The sequence below is a fragment of the Pseudomonas sp. KH_046_2 genome, from assembly GCF_057838985.1.
Genome location: NZ_CM174480.1, coordinates 868,815 through 887,712, shown reverse-complemented (window position 1 = coordinate 887,712; position 18,898 = coordinate 868,815). Strand labels below are relative to the sequence as shown.

Here is an 18,898-nt window from a genome sequence, read left to right as displayed (position 1 = left end):
GTGGAGCTGATCGACACCCACACCCATCTGGATTTTCCGGACTTCGACGTCGACCGCCAGGCGTTGCTGGCCGACTGCCGCGCCCTCGGTGTGCGGCGGATCGTGGTGCTGGGGGTTTATCAGGCCAATTGGCAGCGGGTCTGGGAACTGGTGCAGAGTGATCCCGACCTGCACGCCGCGTTCGGACTGCACCCGGTGTACCTGGACGATCATCGCCCGCAACACCTGAGTGAGCTCGGTGACTGGATTACACGTCTGGCCGGCCATCGGCAACTGTGTGCGGTCGGCGAGATCGGCCTGGATTACTTCATCGAAACCCTCGACCGTGACCGCCAGCAGGCGTTGTTCGAAGCGCAATTGCAACTGGCGGCGGATTTCGATCTTCCGGCATTGATCCATGTGCGGCGTAGCCATGCGGCGGTGATTGCCACACTCAAACGGTTTCGCCTGAAACGGGCCGGCATCATCCACGCCTTCGCCGGCAGCAAGGAAGAAGCCCGCGAATACATCAAGCTCGGATTCAAACTCGGCCTTGGCGGCGCCCCGACCTGGCCGCAGGCGCTGCGCATGCACCGCGTGCTCGCCGAGCTACCGCTGGATTCTATGGTGCTGGAAACCGACTCGCCGGACATGGCGCCCGCCATGTTCCCTGGCCAGCGCAACAGCCCGGCACACCTGCCGGCGATCTGTGCGGCACTGGCCGACATCATGGCGATCAGCCCCGAGCAATTGGCCGCGGCCAGTACGGCCAATGCCTGCGAGTTGTTTAACTGGTCATGACTGCCAGCACCCGCCAACGGTGGGAGCGGACTTGCCCGCGAAGACGGCGGCACATTCAACAACAATGTGACTGAAAAACCGCTTTCGCGAGCAGGCTCGCTCCTACAGGGTTCCCGAGCCGTCTTTCAAACCCGAAATGCGCTGATCAACTGCTTCAACTCCACGACTTGGGCCGACAACGCCCGGCTGGCGTCTTCGGTCTGATGCGCACCTTCAGCGGTGCGCTCGCCGGCGCGATTGATCTCGACGATGTTCTGGTCGATGTCGTGGGCCACGGCGGTTTGCTGCTCCACGGCGGCGGCAATCTGCTGGTTCTGGTCAACGATCATGCCGACCGCTCCCAGAATGTTTTCCAGCGCCCGCTGGACCTTCTCCGACTGCCCGACCGTGCCGCTGGCCATTTCATGGCTGGTGCCCATTGCCTTGACCGCCGCGCCGACACCGCCATGGAGCCTGGCGATCATCTGCTCGATTTCTTCGGTCGATTGCTGGGTTCGTTTGGCCAGGGTCCGGACTTCATCGGCGACCACGGCGAAACCACGGCCCTGCTCACCGGCCCGCGCTGCCTCGATGGCGGCATTGAGCGCCAGCAGGTTGGTCTGTTCGGCGATGCTCTTGATCACTTCGAGCACGCGGCTGATGGACTGGCTGTCGCTGGCCAGTTGATTGATCACCAGTACCGATTGATCGATCTCGCTGGCCAGTGCAGCAATGCTGCCTTGCTGAGACTCCACCAGACTGCGACCACTGATGGTCTCATCGTTGACACTGTGGGCACTGCTCACCGCTGCGGCGGCACTGCGCGCAACTTCCTGGGAAGTGGCCGACATCTGGTTCATGGCCGTAGCCACTTGTTCGATCTGCGTGCGCTGCCCGGCGACGGCCTGGTTGCTTTGCGCGGAAACGCTTTCCACTTGCCCGGCCTGACGCTCGACTTCGCTGACGGTCTGCCCAACCCGCTCGATCAGGTCATGGATTTTCTTCACGGTGCCGTTGAACACCTCGCCCAACTCCCCCAGCTCATCGCGGCTGTGGGCGCTGAAGGTCACGGTCATGTCGCCGGCCGCCACCTTGTCCATCACCGCCCCCAGGCGCTTGAGCGTGGTGCGGGTCGAGGCATAGAAAGCGCCGTAGAGATAAAAGATCAACACAAACACGACTGACAGCGCCACGGCCTGCAGGACCATGTGCGTGCGGTTCTGCTCCAGGCGTTGCTGCAACTGCGGGCCCAGATACTTCAGGGTTGCTTCATTGAGTTGGTAGGTCTGGTCCATCAGGGCACTGACCTGATCGTAAAAAACCTGCCACGGCGCGTCGAGGGTATCGGCCATGACCACTTGTTCCTCGAACAGCTCGCTGGCTTTCTTCAAGGATGCCCGGCTGCTATCGGCCTGAGCGGCCAGGTTATCGCGTGCGGCGTTGCTGGAACCCAGGGCATCCTGCAACTTCAGGCCGTACTCGGCCTGGAGCTTTTCAATCTGCGCCAGCAATTCATCGAAACGGGTACTCGAAGCCGAGTTGATGAACCCCTGCCCCAACGAATAAGACCCCATTGCCCGACCTTCGCCCAGGATCTGGGTGACCCGTGGCGTGACGAGGGTGACGAGCTCGCTCAACTGGCGCATGTCGCTCTGGTTGTCGCGACTGAGGCCGGACTGGCTGGTGATGAGCTGGCTGAAAATCTGCGCGCTGCCCACCAGCTTGCCGATCAAGGCACTTTTGCTTTGCAGGGAGTTTTCCGTTTGCTGGGCCTTGAACGCGGCGATCATTTCATCGCGTTTGCCATCAAACACCGCGACCTGCTCCGGGTCGCTGGTCATCGCCGTCAGCCCTTGCAGGCGAGTCAGAATATTCTGCTCGAGGGCGCTGATCTTCGATTCGACATTGCCGGCCTTGCCGGATTGGCCGAGGCTGACATTGATCTGCACCAGGTTGTTCAGGGTTTCCAGATCGCGCCGCAACGTCAGGCTGCTGCCCAACAGGTCGAGACTTTGCAGTTCGATGCGCGTGCCCTGGAATTCGCGGTAGGAGTCACGCACCAGATAGAAGTTGGTCACCAGCATCGGCACCAGGAACAGTACGCTGATCAGGCTGAACTTCATGCCGAAGCTCAGGCGGTTCATCAGTGCGACAGCGGGATAGAGCAAGCTCTTCACTGGATGTCTCCCTTCAATTTCTTATTTTTTTTATTGGCAGGCGCAGACGGACGGCAGATAGCCACTATTCGGCGCTATCTCTGTATAACTTAAATCGGCAGGAGGTTTTGTAACTTAAGGTTAACGACAGGGCGAAGCACTTCGGACTAGTGATCGCCCTGTGGCTAAGGAGCTTGCTTTGAATGCAGCGTTAATGCAGGACCGTCCACAACGCAAACCCGGCATACCAGAGCACCGCCGCACGCAGCAGCAGCGCCCAGATGCGGTCCAGATTGTTGATACCTTCTGCGCCGGTCACTGGCGCCGGAATTTCACCGGCCACCAGCCCGACGTTCACGATCAGTTGCGCGGCGCTGATGTTCCAGTTCAGCAGCTCATGCAGCATGACCCGACTGACCGCGACAAAATTGCCGACCAACGCCAGGCTCGCCGCCAGCAGACGCACCGGCAACCAGTCGAAGGCGTGACGCAGTTGCCCGGCGCGCTCGACCACTGCGGGGTTTTTCCCGTGTTCTTCGGCCAGCGCCAGCAACCGATAACTCAGCGCCGCGACCGGACCCAACAGGAAGTACCAGAAAATCACCGCGAAAAAGCTATGGTAGGCCTCCCACAGCAAATGCCCTTCGACCTGCTCCAGCAATTGCTCGCCATTGTCTGCGCAGATATCCAGGTCGCGCTGGGCGACATGAGCCGCCGCTTGCAGGTCTTCCCGACGCCAGGCATCGCGGAACGGCCCGAGATCGCCCAGCAGATCACCGCGCCCCAGGCTGTAGATCACCACCAGCAAATGGATCGGCAACGCCAGCAACCCGTAGGCCACGGGCTCAATGACCACCAGCAGCAAACCCAGCAACGCCACCGGCAACAAGACCAGTACCGCCAGCACCAGCCATGGCCGGTTTGAAAGTCGCGGGCTGGCTTCAAGCTTGTTCAGCTCGTGTGTCCAGCCATTGTCACGCTGAACTCGATGGCGCAGGGCCGAGAACTTCTCGATCCACACCGCCAACAGCAACACCAGAAAACTCATCGTCCTTCCTCTTGTGCCAGGGCGGCACGATAGCGTGCCCAGTCGAACGCCGGCCCTGGATCGGTTTTGCGCCCCGGTGCAATGTCGCTGTGCCCGCAGATACGCTCTGTGGTGATTGCCGTGAACGCCTGTTGCAACTGGCGGGTCAGGGCTGTCAACGCGCTGTATTGCGCGTCGGTGAACGGCAGATCATCCGTGCCTTCGAGCTCGATGCCCACGGAAAAATCGTTACAGGTTTCCCGCCCCTCGAAGCACGAGACACCCGCATGCCACGCACGCTCAAGACATGAAACAAATTGGGTGACGGTACCGTCACGTTCGATCAGAAAGTGCGCAGACACCCGCAAATCCGCGATCCCTTCAAAATAGGGGTGTTCGGTGACATCCAGACGATTCTGGAAAAATTCCTGCACCTTGCCGGTGGCGAACTGCGCCGGCGGCAGGCTGATGTTGTGGATCACCAGCAGGGAAATTTCGCCTGTGGGGCGCGCATTGAAGTTGGGTGAGGGGCAGACATGCACACCCTGAATCCAACCGCTCGCGGGGTCCAACTGCATACCGATTCCTTCAACGTCGACTGTATTGGCACAGTATGCCGCGATAATCCCCCGGGGCGCGATCCCTTGCCGTGTTTGAGGCGCTGGAGGTTGCCGATCTCAAACAGGCGTTTGTTCGGCAACGATGACCAACGCGACAACGGCAGGGATTCGACCAAATGCAGGCGCCAGCGCCAACGTAACGCTCTGATGCCTTGGGTTGGCCCGTGCCATGGCACTATAATCGAGCCACTTTGTTTGTGGAGTCCGTTATGCCGAATCTACGTCTCGCCGATCTGACCGCCGAAATCGAAGCCAACGTGCGCCGTGCGTTGCGTGAAGACATCGGCAGCGGCGACATCACCGCGCAGTTGATCCCGGCCGAGCGCCTGGCCAAAGCCACCATCATTACCCGCGACGCAGCCGTCATCAGCGGTACCGCCTGGGTGGATAACGTGTTTCGGCAACTGGACCCACGGGTGGCGGTGCACTGGCAGGTTGCCGACGGTGAACGGGTGACGCCCAATCAGGTGTTGTTCCACCTCGAAGGCCCGGCACGCTCGCTGCTGACCGGCGAACGCAGCGCCCTGAACTTCCTGCAATTGCTCTCCGGCGTGGCGACCCGCGCGCAATACCTGGCGGACTTCGTGGCCGAGACTCAGGTCAAGTTGCTCGACACCCGCAAAACACTGCCGGGGCTGCGCCTGGCGCAAAAGTACGCCGTGACCTGCGGCGGCTGCCATAACCACCGCATCGGCCTGTATGACGCCTTCCTGATCAAGGAAAACCACATCGCCGCCAGCGGCGGCATCGCGCAGGCCATCGCCGCCGCGCACAAGATCGCCCCGGGCAAACCGGTCGAGATTGAAGTGGAAAGCCTGGATGAACTGAAAGAAGCGCTCGCGGCCGGTGCCGACATCATCATGCTCGACGAACTGAGCCTGGACGACATGCGCGAAGCCGTGCGCCTGAACGCCGGCAAGGCCAAGCTGGAGGCCAGCGGCGGGATCAACGAAAGCACGTTGCTGCCGATTGCACAGACCGGGGTGGATTACATTTCGATCGGTGCGATGACCAAGGATGTGAAGGCGGTCGATCTGTCGATGCGCCTGAGTCTCTGATCGCGCCTCGCCGTACAAAAAACGCCAGCCTCATCAAGGCTGGCGTTTTTGTCAGACCACCAGATAGTTCATCTCGCAGTACTCTTCCCACTCGACGCCCAACACCTCGGCAGCTTCTTTATGCAGCTTCAGGCGTTCTGTCTCGTACTCTTCCGGAGTCGAGGTGTACTTGAGGCTCAACTCCCACGGCTGCAAGCCCTGGGCTTCGGCTTCATCCTCGAACGCCCACTGAATCTGGTCCTTCTGATCATCGGCACTCAGGTCCTTGATCTCTTCCATCAGATCCGGCACATCCAGCACGTACTTTTTCAGTGCTTCTTCGTGTCTGGCTTCTTGGGTCAATTCTTTTATTGTCATGGCGTTCTCGTTGATCTGGGGAATGGAAGATGGATCTGGATCATCAAGGATCTCTCTGACGCAAAAAACCGTATAAAGCGCGGTTTGTCTGGCCTTCAGAACCATTCGGGATCATCTGAAAACAAGTCTTGCTGGTGCCCGAGACAGGAATCGAACCTGCGACCTTCGCGTTACGAGTGCGCTGCTCTACCGGCTGAGCTACACGGGCGGTGGGCTAAACCTAGCACTGACTTCAGGGGCAGGCAACTTCCGGAACGTCTCAATTTCCTGCAGACAAAAAAATGCCCCACAGCTTTCACTGCGGGGCATTTTTTATAACGTTGAAGCAGTCAGGCGTGAGGCGTAATTAAACGCCCGAAGCCTTGGCTGCTGCCACGTCTTTGATGGACAGCTTGATACGGCCGCGGTTGTCCACGTCCAGTACCAGTACTTCCACTTCCTGGCCTTCTTTCAGGATGTCGGTCACTTTCTCAACGCGAGCGTCGCTCAGCATGGAGATGTGAACCAGACCGTCCTTGCCAGGCAGGATGTTGACGAATGCGCCGAAATCGACGATACGCTCAACCTTGCCGACGTAGATCTTGCCGATCTCGGCTTCAGCGGTGATGCCCAGAACGCGCTGACGTGCTGCTTCAGCCGCTTCCTTGGTTTCGCCGAAGATCTTGATCGAACCGTCGTCTTCGATGTCGATCGAAGCCTTGGTTTCTTCACAGATCGCACGAATGGTCGCGCCGCCTTTACCGATGACATCACGGATTTTGTCGGTGTCGATCTTCATCGCGATCATGGTCGGAGCGTTGGCCGACAGTTCGGTACGCGACTGGCCAATGATCTGGTTCATCTGGCCGAGGATGTTCAGGCGCGCTTCCAGGGCTTGGCCCAGAGCGATCTCCATGATTTCTTCGGTGATGCCCTTGATCTTGATGTCCATCTGCAGCGCGGTGACGCCTTTGGCGGTACCGGCTACCTTGAAGTCCATGTCGCCCAGGTGGTCTTCGTCTCCCAGGATGTCGGTCAGGACGGCGAATTTCTCGCCTTCTTTAACCAGACCCATGGCGATACCGGCAACCGGCGCCTTCATCGGCACACCAGCGTCCATCAGGGCCAGGGAAGCACCGCAAACGGAAGCCATCGAGCTCGAACCGTTGGATTCGGTGATTTCCGAAACCACACGGATGGTGTACGGGAACACGTCAGCGGCAGGCAGCATGGCCGAAACCGAACGACGGGCCAGACGGCCGTGACCGATTTCACGACGACCAGCGCCACCCATGCGACCACACTCACCTACCGAGAACGGAGGGAAGTTGTAGTGCAGCATGAACGGGTCTTTTTTCTCGCCTTCCAGGGTGTCCAGCAGTTGCGCGTCACGGGCGGTGCCCAGAGTCGCGACTACCAGGGCCTGGGTTTCGCCACGGGTGAACAGAGCCGAACCGTGGGTTTTTGGCAGGACGCCGACTTCGATGTTCAACGGACGGACAGTCTTGGTGTCGCGACCGTCGATACGTGGCTTGCCGTTTACGATGTTTTCGCGAACGGTGCGGTATTCGATTTCGCCGAAAGCCGCTTTGACTTCGCTGGAAGAAGGCTGGCCTTCTTCACCGGACAGCTTGGCAACGACCTGGTCCTTCAACTCGCCCAGGCGAGCGTAACGGTCGGCCTTGACGGTGATGGTGTAAGCCTGGGAGATCGCTTCGCCGAACTCGGCACGGATAGCGCCCAGCAGTTCGGTGGCTTCTGGCGCAGGAGCCCAGGTCCAGGTTGGCTTGGCAGCTTCAGCGGCCAGTTCTTTAACGGCGTTGATCACGACCTGGAACTCGTCGTGAGCAAACAGTACCGCGCCCAGCATCTGGTCTTCGGTCAGCTCTTTGGCTTCCGATTCAACCATCAGTACAGCGTCGGAAGTACCGGCAACGACCATGTCCAGGCTAGAAGCAGCTTGCTGTTCGTAGGTCGGGTTCAGCAGGTAGCCGGTGCTTTCGTGGAACGCAACGCGGGCAGCGCCGATCGGGCCATCGAAAGGAATGCCGGAGATCGCCAGGGCAGCCGAGGTACCGATCATCGCAGCGATGTCCGGATCGGTCTTCTTGCTGGTGGAAACGACGGTGCAGACAACCTGCACTTCGTTCATGAAGCCTTCCGGGAACAGCGGACGGATCGGACGGTCGATCAGTCGGGAAGTCAGGGTTTCTTTCTCGGAAGGACGGCCTTCGCGCTTGAAGAAACCGCCAGGGATCTTACCGGCAGCGTAAGTCTTTTCCTGGTAGTGAACAGACAGAGGGAAGAAGCCCTTGCCTGGATCGGCTTGTTTTGCACCGACTACGGTCACCAATACGCTGACGTCGTCGTCAACGGTGACCAATACTGCGCCGGAGGCCTGACGGGCGATACGGCCAGTCTCGAGGGTAACGGTCGACTGACCGAACTGGAATTTTTTGATTACCGGGTTCACGGTGTCCTACCTTCTTTGTGGCTCTTGGGGGAACTGGTTTCTTGCGAAATTCTTGGGCAATGTCGGGAGTCGGCCCGACTGGTTTGTCCAGGTGTTACTCAGGCAAAGCAGGTATCCAGATAAAACTTGAGGCTGGGAGCCTGCCATGCGCCAGCGGGAAACCCGCTGGTGCACGACAGACAGCCAACCTCTAGCGCAATCGCTTATTAGCGACGCAGACCCAGGCGACCGATCAGAGTCTGATAGCGACCCAGATCCTTGCCTTTCAGGTAGTCCAGCAGCTTACGACGCTGGTTAACCATGCGGATCAGACCACGACGGGAGTGGTGGTCTTTACCGTTGGCCTTGAAGTGACCTTGCAGCTTGTTGATGTTGTGGGTCAGCAGTGCAACTTGCACTTCTGGCGAACCAGTGTCACCAACAGCTTGCTGGTAGTCAGCTACGATTTGAGCTTTTTCTTGAACGTCGAGAGCCATGAGGCAATCCTTTTATCAGGAAACTGTTTCAGAAAAACAGTTTCAACAGGCCAGGGACAAATCCCTGTATCTAAAAATGAGTAGTGACCGTGCCTGTTGACAGCCACCCTCGTCCGGTCATTCTGACCGAATCAGTCGACGCGGCGCGATGCGCCCGTCTTCGCTCACTTCACCGATACCGATGAAGCGACCATTGTGATCCTGTACCCGCACCATGCCGAACTTCGGAGCATCCGGGGCACGTACCGGCTGGCCGTTGAGCCAGTAGAACGCACTCGCTTCCGAGAACTGCAACAGTGGCCAATCCAGCAGGCCGCTGTCCGATGGCATCAGGAAGCGATCGACCGCTTCGTTGCCGCCTTCGGCATGTACCGCTTCCAGCTCTTCGAGGGTAACCGTCTGCGCCAGGGTGAATGGCCCGGCCTGGGTACGTCGCAGCTCTGCAACGTAAGCGCCACAACCGAGTTGCTCACCAATATCCTCCACCAGGGTGCGGATATAGGTGCCTTTAGTGCAATCCACCGCCAGCCGCGCAGTATCACCTTCGAAGGCCAGCAATTCCAAGCGCGTAATAGTAACAGAACGCGGTTCGCGCTCCACTACTTCGCCTGCACGAGCCAGCTTGTACAGCGGCTGGCCATCACGCTTGAGCGCCGAGTACATCGGCGGTATCTGACTGATTTGCCCACGAAATTTCGGCAGTACAGCCTCGACATCGGGGCGACCAACGGTCACCGGGCGTTCCTGCAAAACTTCACCTTCGGCATCCGCCGTGGTGGTGGTCTTGCCCAGTTGCGCCAGGGTTTCATAACCCTTGTCGGAGTCGAGCAGGTATTGCGAGAACTTGGTCGCCTCGCCGAAGCACAGCGGCAACACGCCGGTGGCCAAGGGATCGAGACTGCCGGTATGACCTGCCTTTTCGGCGTTCAGCAACCAGCGAACCTTCTGCAAGGCCGCGTTGGAGGTGAACCCCAACGGCTTGTCGAGAAGGATAATGCCGCTGACGTTACGACGGATACGTTTGACCTGAGCCACCGATTACTCCTTGGTGTCTTCGGCTTCTGCCGCAACCGGATGCTGATTGTCTTCAGCCACTGCGCGCTCGATCAATGCCGACAGATGCGCACCGCGTACGACGCTTTCGTCGTAGTGGAAGTGCAACTGTGGAACGCTGCGCAGCTTCATCTCGCGAGCCAGCTGCATGCGCAGGAAACCGGCGGCGGAGTTCAGCACCTTGATGCTTTGTGCGATTTCTTCGGCGCTGTCCTGCCCCATCACGGTGATGAAGATCTTGGCGTGACCGACGTCACGGCTGACTTCCACAGCGGTAATGGTGACCAGGCCGACGCGCGGGTCTTTGACTTCACGACGGATCAGTTGTGCCAGCTCGCGCTGCATCTGATCGCCGATGCGTTGGGTACGGCTATATTCTTTTGCCATGTCTTGTTACCTGTTACTGCCCCACGGTGAAACCCGTGAGGTCTGAAAGCGGCAAACGCCCGGCCTGACAAAAGCCAGACCGGGCGTTGCGTTTAGAGTCCTGGTGACGAGCTGCGCATTTGCATGCGGCTACCCGTCACGGCTCCTGAAGTGCGCGAATTAGAGGCTGCGAGCAACCTGCACCTTCTCGAAGACTTCGATCTTGTCACCGACTTTAACGTCGTTGTAACTCTTCACGCCGATACCGCATTCCATGCCGGCACGTACTTCGGAAGCGTCATCCTTGAAGCGGCGCAGGGATTCCAGCTCGCCTTCGAAGATAACGATGTCTTCACGCAGTACACGGATTGGACGGTTACGGTGCACAACACCTTCGATAACCATGCAACCGGCGATCGCGCCAAACTTCGGCGAACGGAACACGTCACGCACTTCGGCGATACCCAGGATGTTCTCGCGAACATCGCTGCCGAGCATACCGGTCAGGGCTTTCTTGACGTCTTCGATGATGTCGTAGATCACGTTGTAGTAACGCATATCCAGACCTTCCTGCTCGACGATCTTGCGCGCGCCGGCATCGGCACGCACGTTGAAGCCGAACAGTACAGCGTTGGAGGCCAGTGCCAGGTTGGCGTCGGATTCGGTGATACCACCGACACCGCCACCCACTACACGCACTTGCACTTCGTCGTTACCCAGGCCGTTCAAGGCGCCGTTCAACGCTTCGAGCGAACCACGGACGTCGGATTTGAGGACGATGTTGAGCGTCTTCTTCTCTTCCTGGCCCATGTTTTCGAAGATGTTTTCCAGCTTGCCGGCGTGAGCACGGGCCAGCTTGACTTCGCGGAACTTGCCTTGACGGAACAGAGCCACTTCACGGGCTTTCTTCTCGTCGGCAACCACGCTCATCTCGTCGCCAGCGTCCGGGGTACCGTCCAGGCCGAGAATCTCGACAGGGATGGCCGGACCGGCTTCCTTGATTGACTTGCCGTTCTCGTCGAGCATGGCGCGAACGCGGCCATAGTTCGAACCGACCAGGACCATGTCGCCCTGGCGCAGGGTACCGTCTTGAACCAGAACGGTAGCCACCGGGCCACGGCCCTTGTCCAGACGGGACTCAACCACGACGCCACGGCCAGGAGCCGAAGGAGTTGCAGTCAGTTCCAGGACTTCGGCTTGCAGCAATACGGCTTCGAGCAGTTCGTCGACGCCAGTACCCATCTTCGCCGAGACCGGTACGAACGGAGTGTCACCACCCCACTCTTCCGACGTCACGCCGTGAACCGACAGTTCGCTACGGATGCGATCGAGGTCAGCACCTGGCTTGTCGATCTTGTTCACTGCAACAACCAGTGGCACACCGGCCGCTACCGCGTGCTGGACAGCTTCAATGGTCTGCGGCATCACGCCGTCGTCCGCTGCAACCACCAGGATCACGATGTCGGTCGCCTTGGCACCACGGGCACGCATTGCGGTAAACGCAGCGTGACCAGGGGTGTCGAGGAACGTCACCATGCCACGGTCGGTTTCAACGTGGTATGCGCCGATGTGCTGGGTGATACCACCGGCTTCGCCAGCAGCAACCTTGGCACGACGGATGTAGTCGAGCAGGGAAGTCTTACCGTGGTCAACGTGGCCCATTACGGTCACGACTGGCGCACGGGAAACTGCCTCGCCTTCAAACTTCAGGGACTCGGCCAGGGAATCTTCCAGGGCGGTGTCGCTGACCAGGGTCACTTTGTGGCCCAGCTCTTCAGCCACCAGCTGGGCAGTTTCCTGATCCAGTACCTGGTTGATGGTCGCTGGAGTACCCAGTTTGAACATGAACTTGATGATTTCAGCAGCCTTGACCGACATCTGCTGGGCGAGATCGCCAACAGTGATGGTCTCGCCGATCTTCACTTCGCGCACAACAGGGCCGGTAGGGCTCTGGAAACCGTGGGCGTTGCGTTTCTTCAGCTTGGCCTTGCCGCGACCACCACGACGGAAGCCATCGCTTTCTTCGTCGGTAGTACGTGGGGCAACGCGTGGCGCCGGAGCCTTTTCCTTGACCGAAGCACGATGCGGAGCGTTTTTGCGCTCGCCATCGCCGCTACCGCGACGACTGTTGTCGTCGGCACGTGGCTTGTCCGGACGACGCTGTTCGTCGCGCTTGCGGGTATCGGCCGCAGGAGCTGGAGCGGCTGCCACAACCGGTGCGCTTTCGCGAACTGGCTCGGCCACCACAGCAGGCGCTGCAACAGGTACGGCTTGAGCGGTCGGCGCAGCAGCAGGCTGGCGACGCGCTTCTTCTTCGGCGCGACGCTTGGCTTCTTCTTCAGCCTTCTGACGAGCAGCATTTTCTACTGCGCGACGTTCATCCAGTTCACGCTTGCGCTCGGCTTCGATTTCTTCCGGGCTGCGCTGTACGAAGACTTTCTTCTTGCGTACTTCAACGCTGATGCTTTTGCTGCCAGCAACACGCAGGGTGCTGGTGGTTTTACGCTGCAGCGTAATCTTGCGTGGTTCTTCCACTTTCGCCTTGTGGCTGCTTTTCAAGTGAGTCAGCAACGATTGCTTCTCACTGTCAGTCACATTTTCTTCGGCGGCGGTGTGCGGCAGACCTGCCTCACGCATCTGCTGCAACAGGCGCTCTACCGGTGTTTTGACCTCATCGGCCAGTTGTTTCACCGTGACTTGCGTCATGCACTTCTCTCCTCAGGCCGCGCCTAATTACTCGAACCAGTGGGCTCGGGCGGCCATGATCAACTTGCCGGCACGATCATCGTCAATGCCGTCGATGTCGAGCAGGTCGTCAATAGACTGCTCGGCCAGGTCTTCGCGGGTAATTACGCCGCGCACCGCCAGTTCCATCGCCAAATCCTTGTCCATACCCTCAAGCGAGAGCAGGTCTTCGGCCGGATGGGCGTCTGCCAGCTTTTCCTCAGTAGCGATGGCTTTGGTCAACAAGCGATCCTTGGCACGAGCGCGAAGCTCGTTGACGGTATCTTCGTCAAAGCCGTCGATGTTGAGCATTTCTTCCAACGGTACGTAGGCAATCTCTTCCAGGCTGGTGAAGCCTTCATCTACCAGCACCTGCGCCAAGTCTTCGTCGACTTCCAGCTCGTCGATGAAGTTGCGCAGGATGTCGCCGGTTTCTGCTTGCTGTTTAGCCTGGATGTCCGATTCGGTCATCACGTTCAGGGTCCAGCCAGTCAACTGGCTAGCCAGACGCACGTTCTGACCACCGCGACCGATGGCCTGAGCCAGATTGTCTGCGCCAACGGCGATGTCCATTGCGTGGGCATCTTCGTCAACGATAATTGCCGCAACCTCAGCCGGGGACATGGCGTTGATCACGAACTGAGCCGGGTTGTCGTCCCAAAGAACGATGTCAACACGCTCACCACCCAACTCACCCGACACTGCCTGGACGCGCGAACCGCGCATACCGATGCAAGCGCCCTGCGGGTCGATGCGTTTGTCCTTGGAGCGAACGGCGATCTTGGCGCGCGAACCCGGATCACGGGACGCAGCCATCACTTCGATCAGGCCTTCGGCAATTTCCGGCACTTCGATGCGGAACAACTCGATCAGCATTTCCGGCGCGGTACGCGACAGGATCAACTGCGGGCCGCGGTTCTCGGTGCGGATTTCCTTGAGCAGCGCACGCAGACGCACGCCAACCCGGAAAGTTTCGCGAGAAATGATGTCTTCACGGGCCAGCAACGCTTCAGCGTTGTTGCCCAGATCAACGATCACGTTGTCGCGGGTTACTTTTTTCACGGTGCCGGAGATGATTTCACCCAGGCGCTCGCGGTAAGCATCAACAACCTGAGCGCGCTCGGCTTCGCGAACTTTCTGCACGATGACTTGCTTGGCAGTCTGTGCAGCGATGCGGCCGAACTCGATGGACTCGATCTTCTCTTCTACGACGTCACCGACCTTGGCGCCAGGATGCGTTTCGGCAACCTTGCTCGGCCAGGTTTCGATGGCCGGATCGTCCAGGTCTGCTTCTTCGACGACCGTCCAGCGACGGAATGTCTCGTATGCACCCGTGTGGCGGTTGATTTCCACACGCAGATCAACTTCGTCTTCGAAACGCTTTTTGGTAGCAGTGGCCAGGGCCAGCTCCAGTGCTTCAAAAATCACGTTTGCCGGTACGCCCTTTTCATTGGATACCGACTCAACAACCAGCAGTACTTCTTTGCTCATCGTACGCCTCGCCTTTCGCAAGCCATTGGATCCGCGGGATCCGCAGTATCTGGCACGCCTCAGTCAAAACTGGGAATAATGTTGGCCTTGTCGATCATATCGATCGGCAACAGGAACTCATGGTCTTCTACCTGCACCACGACATCCTGCTCTTCTACGCCGCGCAGAAGGCCCTGAAAGTTGCGTCGTCCTTCAAAAGGCGAGCGCAGCTTGATCTTCACTTGTTCACCGGCAAATTTTGCAAACTGCTCAAGAGTGAACAGAGGGCGTTCCATGCCAGGCGAGGAAACTTCAAGGGTGTACTCAACGGTGATTGGATCTTCAACATCCAGCACACCGCTGATCTGACGGCTGACGATGGCGCAATCGTCCACCAGCACGCCGCCTTCTTTATCGATATAAACGCGCAACATCGAGTGACGACCCTGAGCCGAAAACTCGATACCCCAGCATTCATAGCCTAGGGCCACGACCACCGGGGCCAGCAAGGCCTGCAACTCTTCTAGCTTGCTCGACACCTGAACCCCCTAGTGCATGTATGTGCATGCTATGCAAAATAAAAAAATGGGCGAAACGCCCATCCTTGAAACGCCGTCGAACAGCGGCGTTGAAAGTGTCCAGCTAACAAAAAGCCCCTTAAAAGGGGCTCCTTAAACTGGTTGCGGGGGCCGGATTTGAACCGACGACCTTCGGGTTATGAGCCCGACGAGCTACCAGACTGCTCCACCCCGCGACAAAGCTGGGGCGGAAGTATACGACCGATCCCCTACAGGGTCAATGTAACCTTCCACCTGCAAGAAAGCCCGCAACAGCGGGCTCTCCTGACTAATTGGTACCGAGAAGGGGACTCGAACCCCTACACCCTATGGGCACAACCACCTCAAGGTTGCGTGTCTACCAATTCCACCACCTCGGCAATACTACGTTTGAAACCCTTCTTACTTCTGCTCTTGAGCTGGAGGTACGTCAGTCGCTGGAGTAGCCGACTTTTGCTCTTGAAGCACCGGGACATCATCAGAAGCCGGTTGTTGCTTTGGAACTTCCAGTACCGCTGGATTTGGGAGACCTACTTGAGTCAGCTGTTGAGCCTTCTCTTTAGCAAAGTAACCTAACCCCAAGCTGGTTATGAAAAAACCTGCGGCAAGTATAGCAGTAAACTTACTAAGAAAGGTAGAGGAACCTTGGCTTCCGAACACAGTATTTGAAGCACCTGCTCCGAAAGACGCGCCAGCATCCGCACCTTTACCCTGCTGCAGCAAAACCAGAGCTACTACGCCCAATGCACCCAGCAGATGAAAAACGACTACGACTGTTTCCAGCATTTTTTCAGTTTCCCGCGGCGCGACAGATCGCACCGAACTCATCTGCATTCAGGGAAGCCCCACCAATCAGGCCCCCATCGATATCCGGCATGCCGAACAGTTCGACCGCATTGGCCGCCTTCACGCTGCCGCCGTATAGAAGCCGCACACCTTGTGCGACTTCAGAATTCTCTGCCGCCAACTGGGCGCGAATGGCTGCGTGCACATCCTGCGCCTGCTGCGGCGTCGCAGTCAGCCCGGTGCCAATGGCCCAGACCGGCTCGTAAGCGATCACTGCCTTGGCAAAGGCACCGACACCCAGCTCCTCAATGATACTGCCCAGCTGACGCGAGACAACCTCAAGAGTCTTACCGGCTTCACGCTGCTCCAGGGTCTCCCCTATGCACAACACCGGAATCAAGCCACATGCTTGTGCCGCTGCGAACTTGCGGATCAACACTGCGTCCTGCTCGCCCATGATCTGGCGGCGCTCGGAGTGTCCGACAAGCACCAGGGAACAACCTGCATCCACCAACTGACTCGGTGCAACTTCACCGGTCAACGCACCTTGTCCGGATTCCACCGCAGAATTCTGCGCGCCGACCGAAATCGACTTTCCTTCCAGGCTATCAATCACTTGATTGATATGCAGGAAAGGCGGGAATACCGCGACATCAACATCGCTCGGCAAGGCCAAGTCACGAAGGCCGTTGATCAGCTCAGCGACGCTGGCGCGGGTACCGTGCATCTTCCAGTTACCAGCTACCATAGGGCGACGCATGCTGTACCTCGTCGGTCAAAGTGGGCGCAGATGTTACCCAACACAATCATGGCTGGCAAGCCGAATTCAGGCAGAAACTTCAGTAACCAGTTTTGCCAGCTCTTCGGCATAGCCGCGAACCTGCGTTTCGTCTTCGCCTTCGACCATCACACGCACCAGCGGTTCGGTACCGGACTTGCGCAACAGCACACGCCCCCGACCTGCCATGGCCTTGGTCACACGCTCGCTGGCCTCCTTGACCGACGGATGATCGAGAGGGCTTGCGCCACCACCGAATCGCACATTGATCAGCACCTGAGGGCACTTGCGCAACGCCTGCCGGGATTGCGCCAGACCTTCGTCACGCCTGCGCAGCGCCATCAACACCTGCAGCGCCGCAATGATTGCATCACCCGTGGTGGTGTGACTGAAGCACACGATGTGTCCGGAGTTTTCACCCCCCACGATCCAGTTGCGCTCCAGCAGCTCGGCAATGACATAGCGGTCGCCGACGTTGGCACGCACCAATGGAATACCCAGGTCCGCCAGGGCCAGCTCCAGCCCCAGGTTACTCATCAGGGTTCCGACCACGCCGCCCTGCAGCCTGTCGCGCTCATGCAGGTCACGGGCAATGATGAACAACAATTCGTCGCCATCCACCACTGCACCGGTGTGATCGACCATCTGAACGCGGTCACCATCACCATCGAAGGCAATACCCAGATCGGCCTGCTCAGCCACGACGGCAGCCTGCAACGGCCCCATATGGGTCGAGCCGCAATTATCGTTGATGTTCAATCCATTGGGCTGCGCCGACAGTACGACGACTTCAGCGCCCAACTCGCGGAACACACTCGGAGCCACTTTGTAGGTCGCACCGTGAGCGCAATCGATGACGATTTTCAGGCCCGAGAAGCTGGTGCTGGTCGGCACGCTGCTCTTGCAGAATTCGATATAGCGTCCCGACGCGTCGTTGATTCGCGAGACCTTGCCGATCTTGCTCGACTCCACCACGGTCATTGGCGTATCGAGCAACTCTTCGATCATCAGCTCGACTTCATCCGGGAGCTTGGTACCCTTGCCGGAGAAGAACTTGATGCCGTTGTCATCATGCGGATTGTGCGACGCACTGATGACGATACCGGCCTCGGCATGGAAAGTACGCGTCAGATAGGCGATAGCCGGCGTCGGCATCGGCCCCAACAGCATCACATCGGCACCTGCGGACGTCAGCCCGGCCTCAAGCGCCGACTCAAACATGTAGCCGGAGATTCGGGTGTCCTTGCCGACCAGCACCTTGCAGGCGCCCATCTTGCGGAAAGCCATGCCAGCAGCCCAGCCGAGCTTGAGCATGAAATCAGGAGTAATCGGATATTCACCGACACGCCCACGAATACCATCGGTGCCAAAATATTTTTTGCTCATAGGTGCTCCATCATTCTTATTCGGCTGATTCCACTGCGGCGATCATCCGCACCACATCCACTGTTTCGGCTACATCATGGACGCGCAATATACGCGCACCTTTCGCCGAAGCCAGCGCCGCGAGTGCCAAACCACCATACAGCCGATCTCCCACCGGACGACTCAACGCCTGACCAATCATGCTTTTTCGCGAAACCCCGACCAACAGGGGCCGCCCCAAGGCATGCAAGGCTTCCATATGCTTGAACAAGCTTAGATTGTGCTGCAAGGTTTTGGCGAAGCCAAAGCCGGGGTCAAGAATGACCCGCTCAGCCGGAATGCCCGCCAAAGAACACTGATGCAGGCGCTCAGCGAGAAACTCGCCAACCTCCCTGGTGACATCCTCATACTGCGGATTGTCCTGCATATCGCCCGGCTCGCCCAGCATATGCATCAGGCAAACCGGTAGCCCGGTGGCCGCCGCAGCATCCAGTGCACCATCGCGACGCAACGAACGTACGTCATTGATCAACCCTGCCCCCAGGCGCGCAGCTTCACGCATGACGGCTGGCGTTGAGGTATCGACCGAGATGATGACATCCAGTTCGCGACTGATGCGCTCGACGATGGGGGCTACGCGCTCCAGCTCTTCGAGTGGCGATACAACCCTGGCACCGGGGCGGGTGGATTCTCCACCGACGTCGATCAGCGTCGCACCGGCCGCCACCATGGCTTCGGCGTGGCGCATGGCCGCGTCGAGCTGGCTGTATTGGCCGCCATCGGAGAAAGAATCAGGAGTGACATTGAGAATACCCATGACATGCGTCTGGGCCAAATCAAGAACCCGGTTGCCGCAAGGCAACCGGGTCGAGGACTGAACAGAAGTCATTTCAA

The 18,898-nt window shown here is 58.7% G+C and carries 17 protein-coding genes and 3 tRNA genes; 2 read left to right on the top strand and 18 right to left on the bottom strand.

Going from position 1 to position 18,898, the window contains the following annotated elements:
* Positions 1–780, top strand: a complete 780-nt coding sequence (locus AC3IX1_RS03990) for a TatD family hydrolase (RefSeq protein ID WP_489387205.1) — start codon at positions 1–3, stop codon at positions 778–780.
* A 125-nt stretch (positions 781–905) separates the two neighbouring features.
* On the opposite strand, the gene AC3IX1_RS03985 is transcribed toward AC3IX1_RS03990, so the two are convergent.
* From AC3IX1_RS03985 to ampD, 3 genes are all read right to left on the bottom strand, one after another.
* Positions 906–2,936, bottom strand: a complete 2,031-nt coding sequence (locus tag AC3IX1_RS03985) for a methyl-accepting chemotaxis protein (protein ID WP_489387204.1) — start codon at positions 2,934–2,936, stop codon at positions 906–908.
* Positions 2,937–3,126: 190 nt separating this feature from the next.
* Complete coding sequence (ampE, locus tag AC3IX1_RS03980; RefSeq protein WP_489387203.1) at positions 3,127–3,963, bottom strand: regulatory signaling modulator protein AmpE; 837 nt, start codon at positions 3,961–3,963, stop codon at positions 3,127–3,129.
* Complete coding sequence (gene ampD / locus AC3IX1_RS03975; protein WP_414929784.1) at positions 3,960–4,520, bottom strand: 1,6-anhydro-N-acetylmuramyl-L-alanine amidase AmpD; 561 nt, start codon at positions 4,518–4,520, stop codon at positions 3,960–3,962. Before ampD ends, ampE begins: the two co-directional genes overlap by 4 nt.
* A 251-nt stretch (positions 4,521–4,771) precedes the next feature.
* Here ampD and nadC point away from each other — a divergent pair, with 251 nt between their 5' ends.
* Positions 4,772–5,620: a carboxylating nicotinate-nucleotide diphosphorylase gene (gene nadC, locus AC3IX1_RS03970; protein WP_347910539.1), complete on the top strand. Its 849-nt coding sequence runs from the start codon at positions 4,772–4,774 to the stop codon at positions 5,618–5,620.
* Positions 5,621–5,671: 51 nt separating this feature from the next.
* Here nadC and AC3IX1_RS03965 read toward each other — a convergent pair whose 3' ends face one another.
* The 15 genes from AC3IX1_RS03965 to folP all read right to left on the bottom strand — a co-directional run bounded on the left by AC3IX1_RS03965 (position 5,672) and on the right by folP (position 18,893).
* Positions 5,672–5,977, bottom strand: a complete 306-nt coding sequence (locus AC3IX1_RS03965) for a DUF6388 family protein (protein WP_489387202.1) — start codon at positions 5,975–5,977, stop codon at positions 5,672–5,674.
* A gap of 132 nt (positions 5,978–6,109) precedes the next feature.
* Positions 6,110–6,185: transfer RNA gene (locus AC3IX1_RS03960), tRNA-Thr, on the bottom strand.
* 138 nt (positions 6,186–6,323) lie between these two features.
* A complete protein-coding gene (pnp, locus tag AC3IX1_RS03955; protein WP_007915263.1) occupies positions 6,324–8,429 on the bottom strand; it encodes a polyribonucleotide nucleotidyltransferase in 2,106 nt (701 codons plus the stop codon).
* A 206-nt stretch (positions 8,430–8,635) separates the two neighbouring features.
* Positions 8,636–8,905, bottom strand: a complete 270-nt coding sequence (gene rpsO / locus AC3IX1_RS03950) for a 30S ribosomal protein S15 (RefSeq protein ID WP_003177875.1) — start codon at positions 8,903–8,905, stop codon at positions 8,636–8,638.
* Between the two features lie 117 nt (positions 8,906–9,022).
* On the bottom strand, positions 9,023–9,940 hold the full coding sequence (truB, locus tag AC3IX1_RS03945) for a tRNA pseudouridine(55) synthase TruB (RefSeq protein ID WP_046038714.1): 918 nt from the start codon (positions 9,938–9,940) through the stop codon (positions 9,023–9,025).
* 3 nt (positions 9,941–9,943) lie between these two features.
* Positions 9,944–10,345 (bottom strand): 30S ribosome-binding factor RbfA, encoded by a 402-nt coding sequence (gene rbfA / locus AC3IX1_RS03940; RefSeq protein ID WP_007973108.1) that lies wholly within the window; start codon positions 10,343–10,345, stop codon positions 9,944–9,946.
* Between the two features lie 159 nt (positions 10,346–10,504).
* Complete coding sequence (infB, locus tag AC3IX1_RS03935) at positions 10,505–13,030, bottom strand: translation initiation factor IF-2 (RefSeq protein ID WP_489387201.1); 2,526 nt, start codon at positions 13,028–13,030, stop codon at positions 10,505–10,507.
* Between the two features lie 27 nt (positions 13,031–13,057).
* Positions 13,058–14,539, bottom strand: a complete 1,482-nt coding sequence (gene nusA, locus AC3IX1_RS03930; RefSeq protein WP_008057419.1) for a transcription termination factor NusA — start codon at positions 14,537–14,539, stop codon at positions 13,058–13,060.
* Positions 14,540–14,598: 59 nt separating this feature from the next.
* On the bottom strand, positions 14,599–15,057 hold the full coding sequence (gene rimP, locus AC3IX1_RS03925; RefSeq protein ID WP_064387885.1) for a ribosome maturation factor RimP: 459 nt from the start codon (positions 15,055–15,057) through the stop codon (positions 14,599–14,601).
* Positions 15,058–15,195: 138 nt separating this feature from the next.
* Positions 15,196–15,272: transfer RNA gene (locus AC3IX1_RS03920), tRNA-Met, on the bottom strand.
* Positions 15,273–15,369: 97 nt separating this feature from the next.
* Positions 15,370–15,455, bottom strand: a tRNA-Leu gene (locus AC3IX1_RS03915).
* A 22-nt stretch (positions 15,456–15,477) separates the two neighbouring features.
* Positions 15,478–15,861, bottom strand: coding sequence for a preprotein translocase subunit SecG (gene secG, locus AC3IX1_RS03910; RefSeq protein ID WP_010463489.1), 384 nt, complete (start codon positions 15,859–15,861; stop codon positions 15,478–15,480).
* 4 nt (positions 15,862–15,865) lie between these two features.
* Positions 15,866–16,621 (bottom strand): triose-phosphate isomerase, encoded by a 756-nt coding sequence (tpiA, locus tag AC3IX1_RS03905; RefSeq protein WP_489387200.1) that lies wholly within the window; start codon positions 16,619–16,621, stop codon positions 15,866–15,868.
* Positions 16,622–16,687: 66 nt separating this feature from the next.
* The gene (gene glmM / locus AC3IX1_RS03900) at positions 16,688–18,025 is read right to left on the bottom strand and encodes a phosphoglucosamine mutase (protein WP_489387199.1); all 1,338 of its coding nucleotides are present in this window, start codon (positions 18,023–18,025) and stop codon (positions 16,688–16,690) included.
* Positions 18,026–18,041: 16 nt separating this feature from the next.
* A complete protein-coding gene (gene folP, locus AC3IX1_RS03895) occupies positions 18,042–18,893 on the bottom strand; it encodes a dihydropteroate synthase (protein ID WP_489387198.1) in 852 nt (283 codons plus the stop codon).
* Between the last annotated feature and the right edge of the window lie 5 nt (positions 18,894–18,898).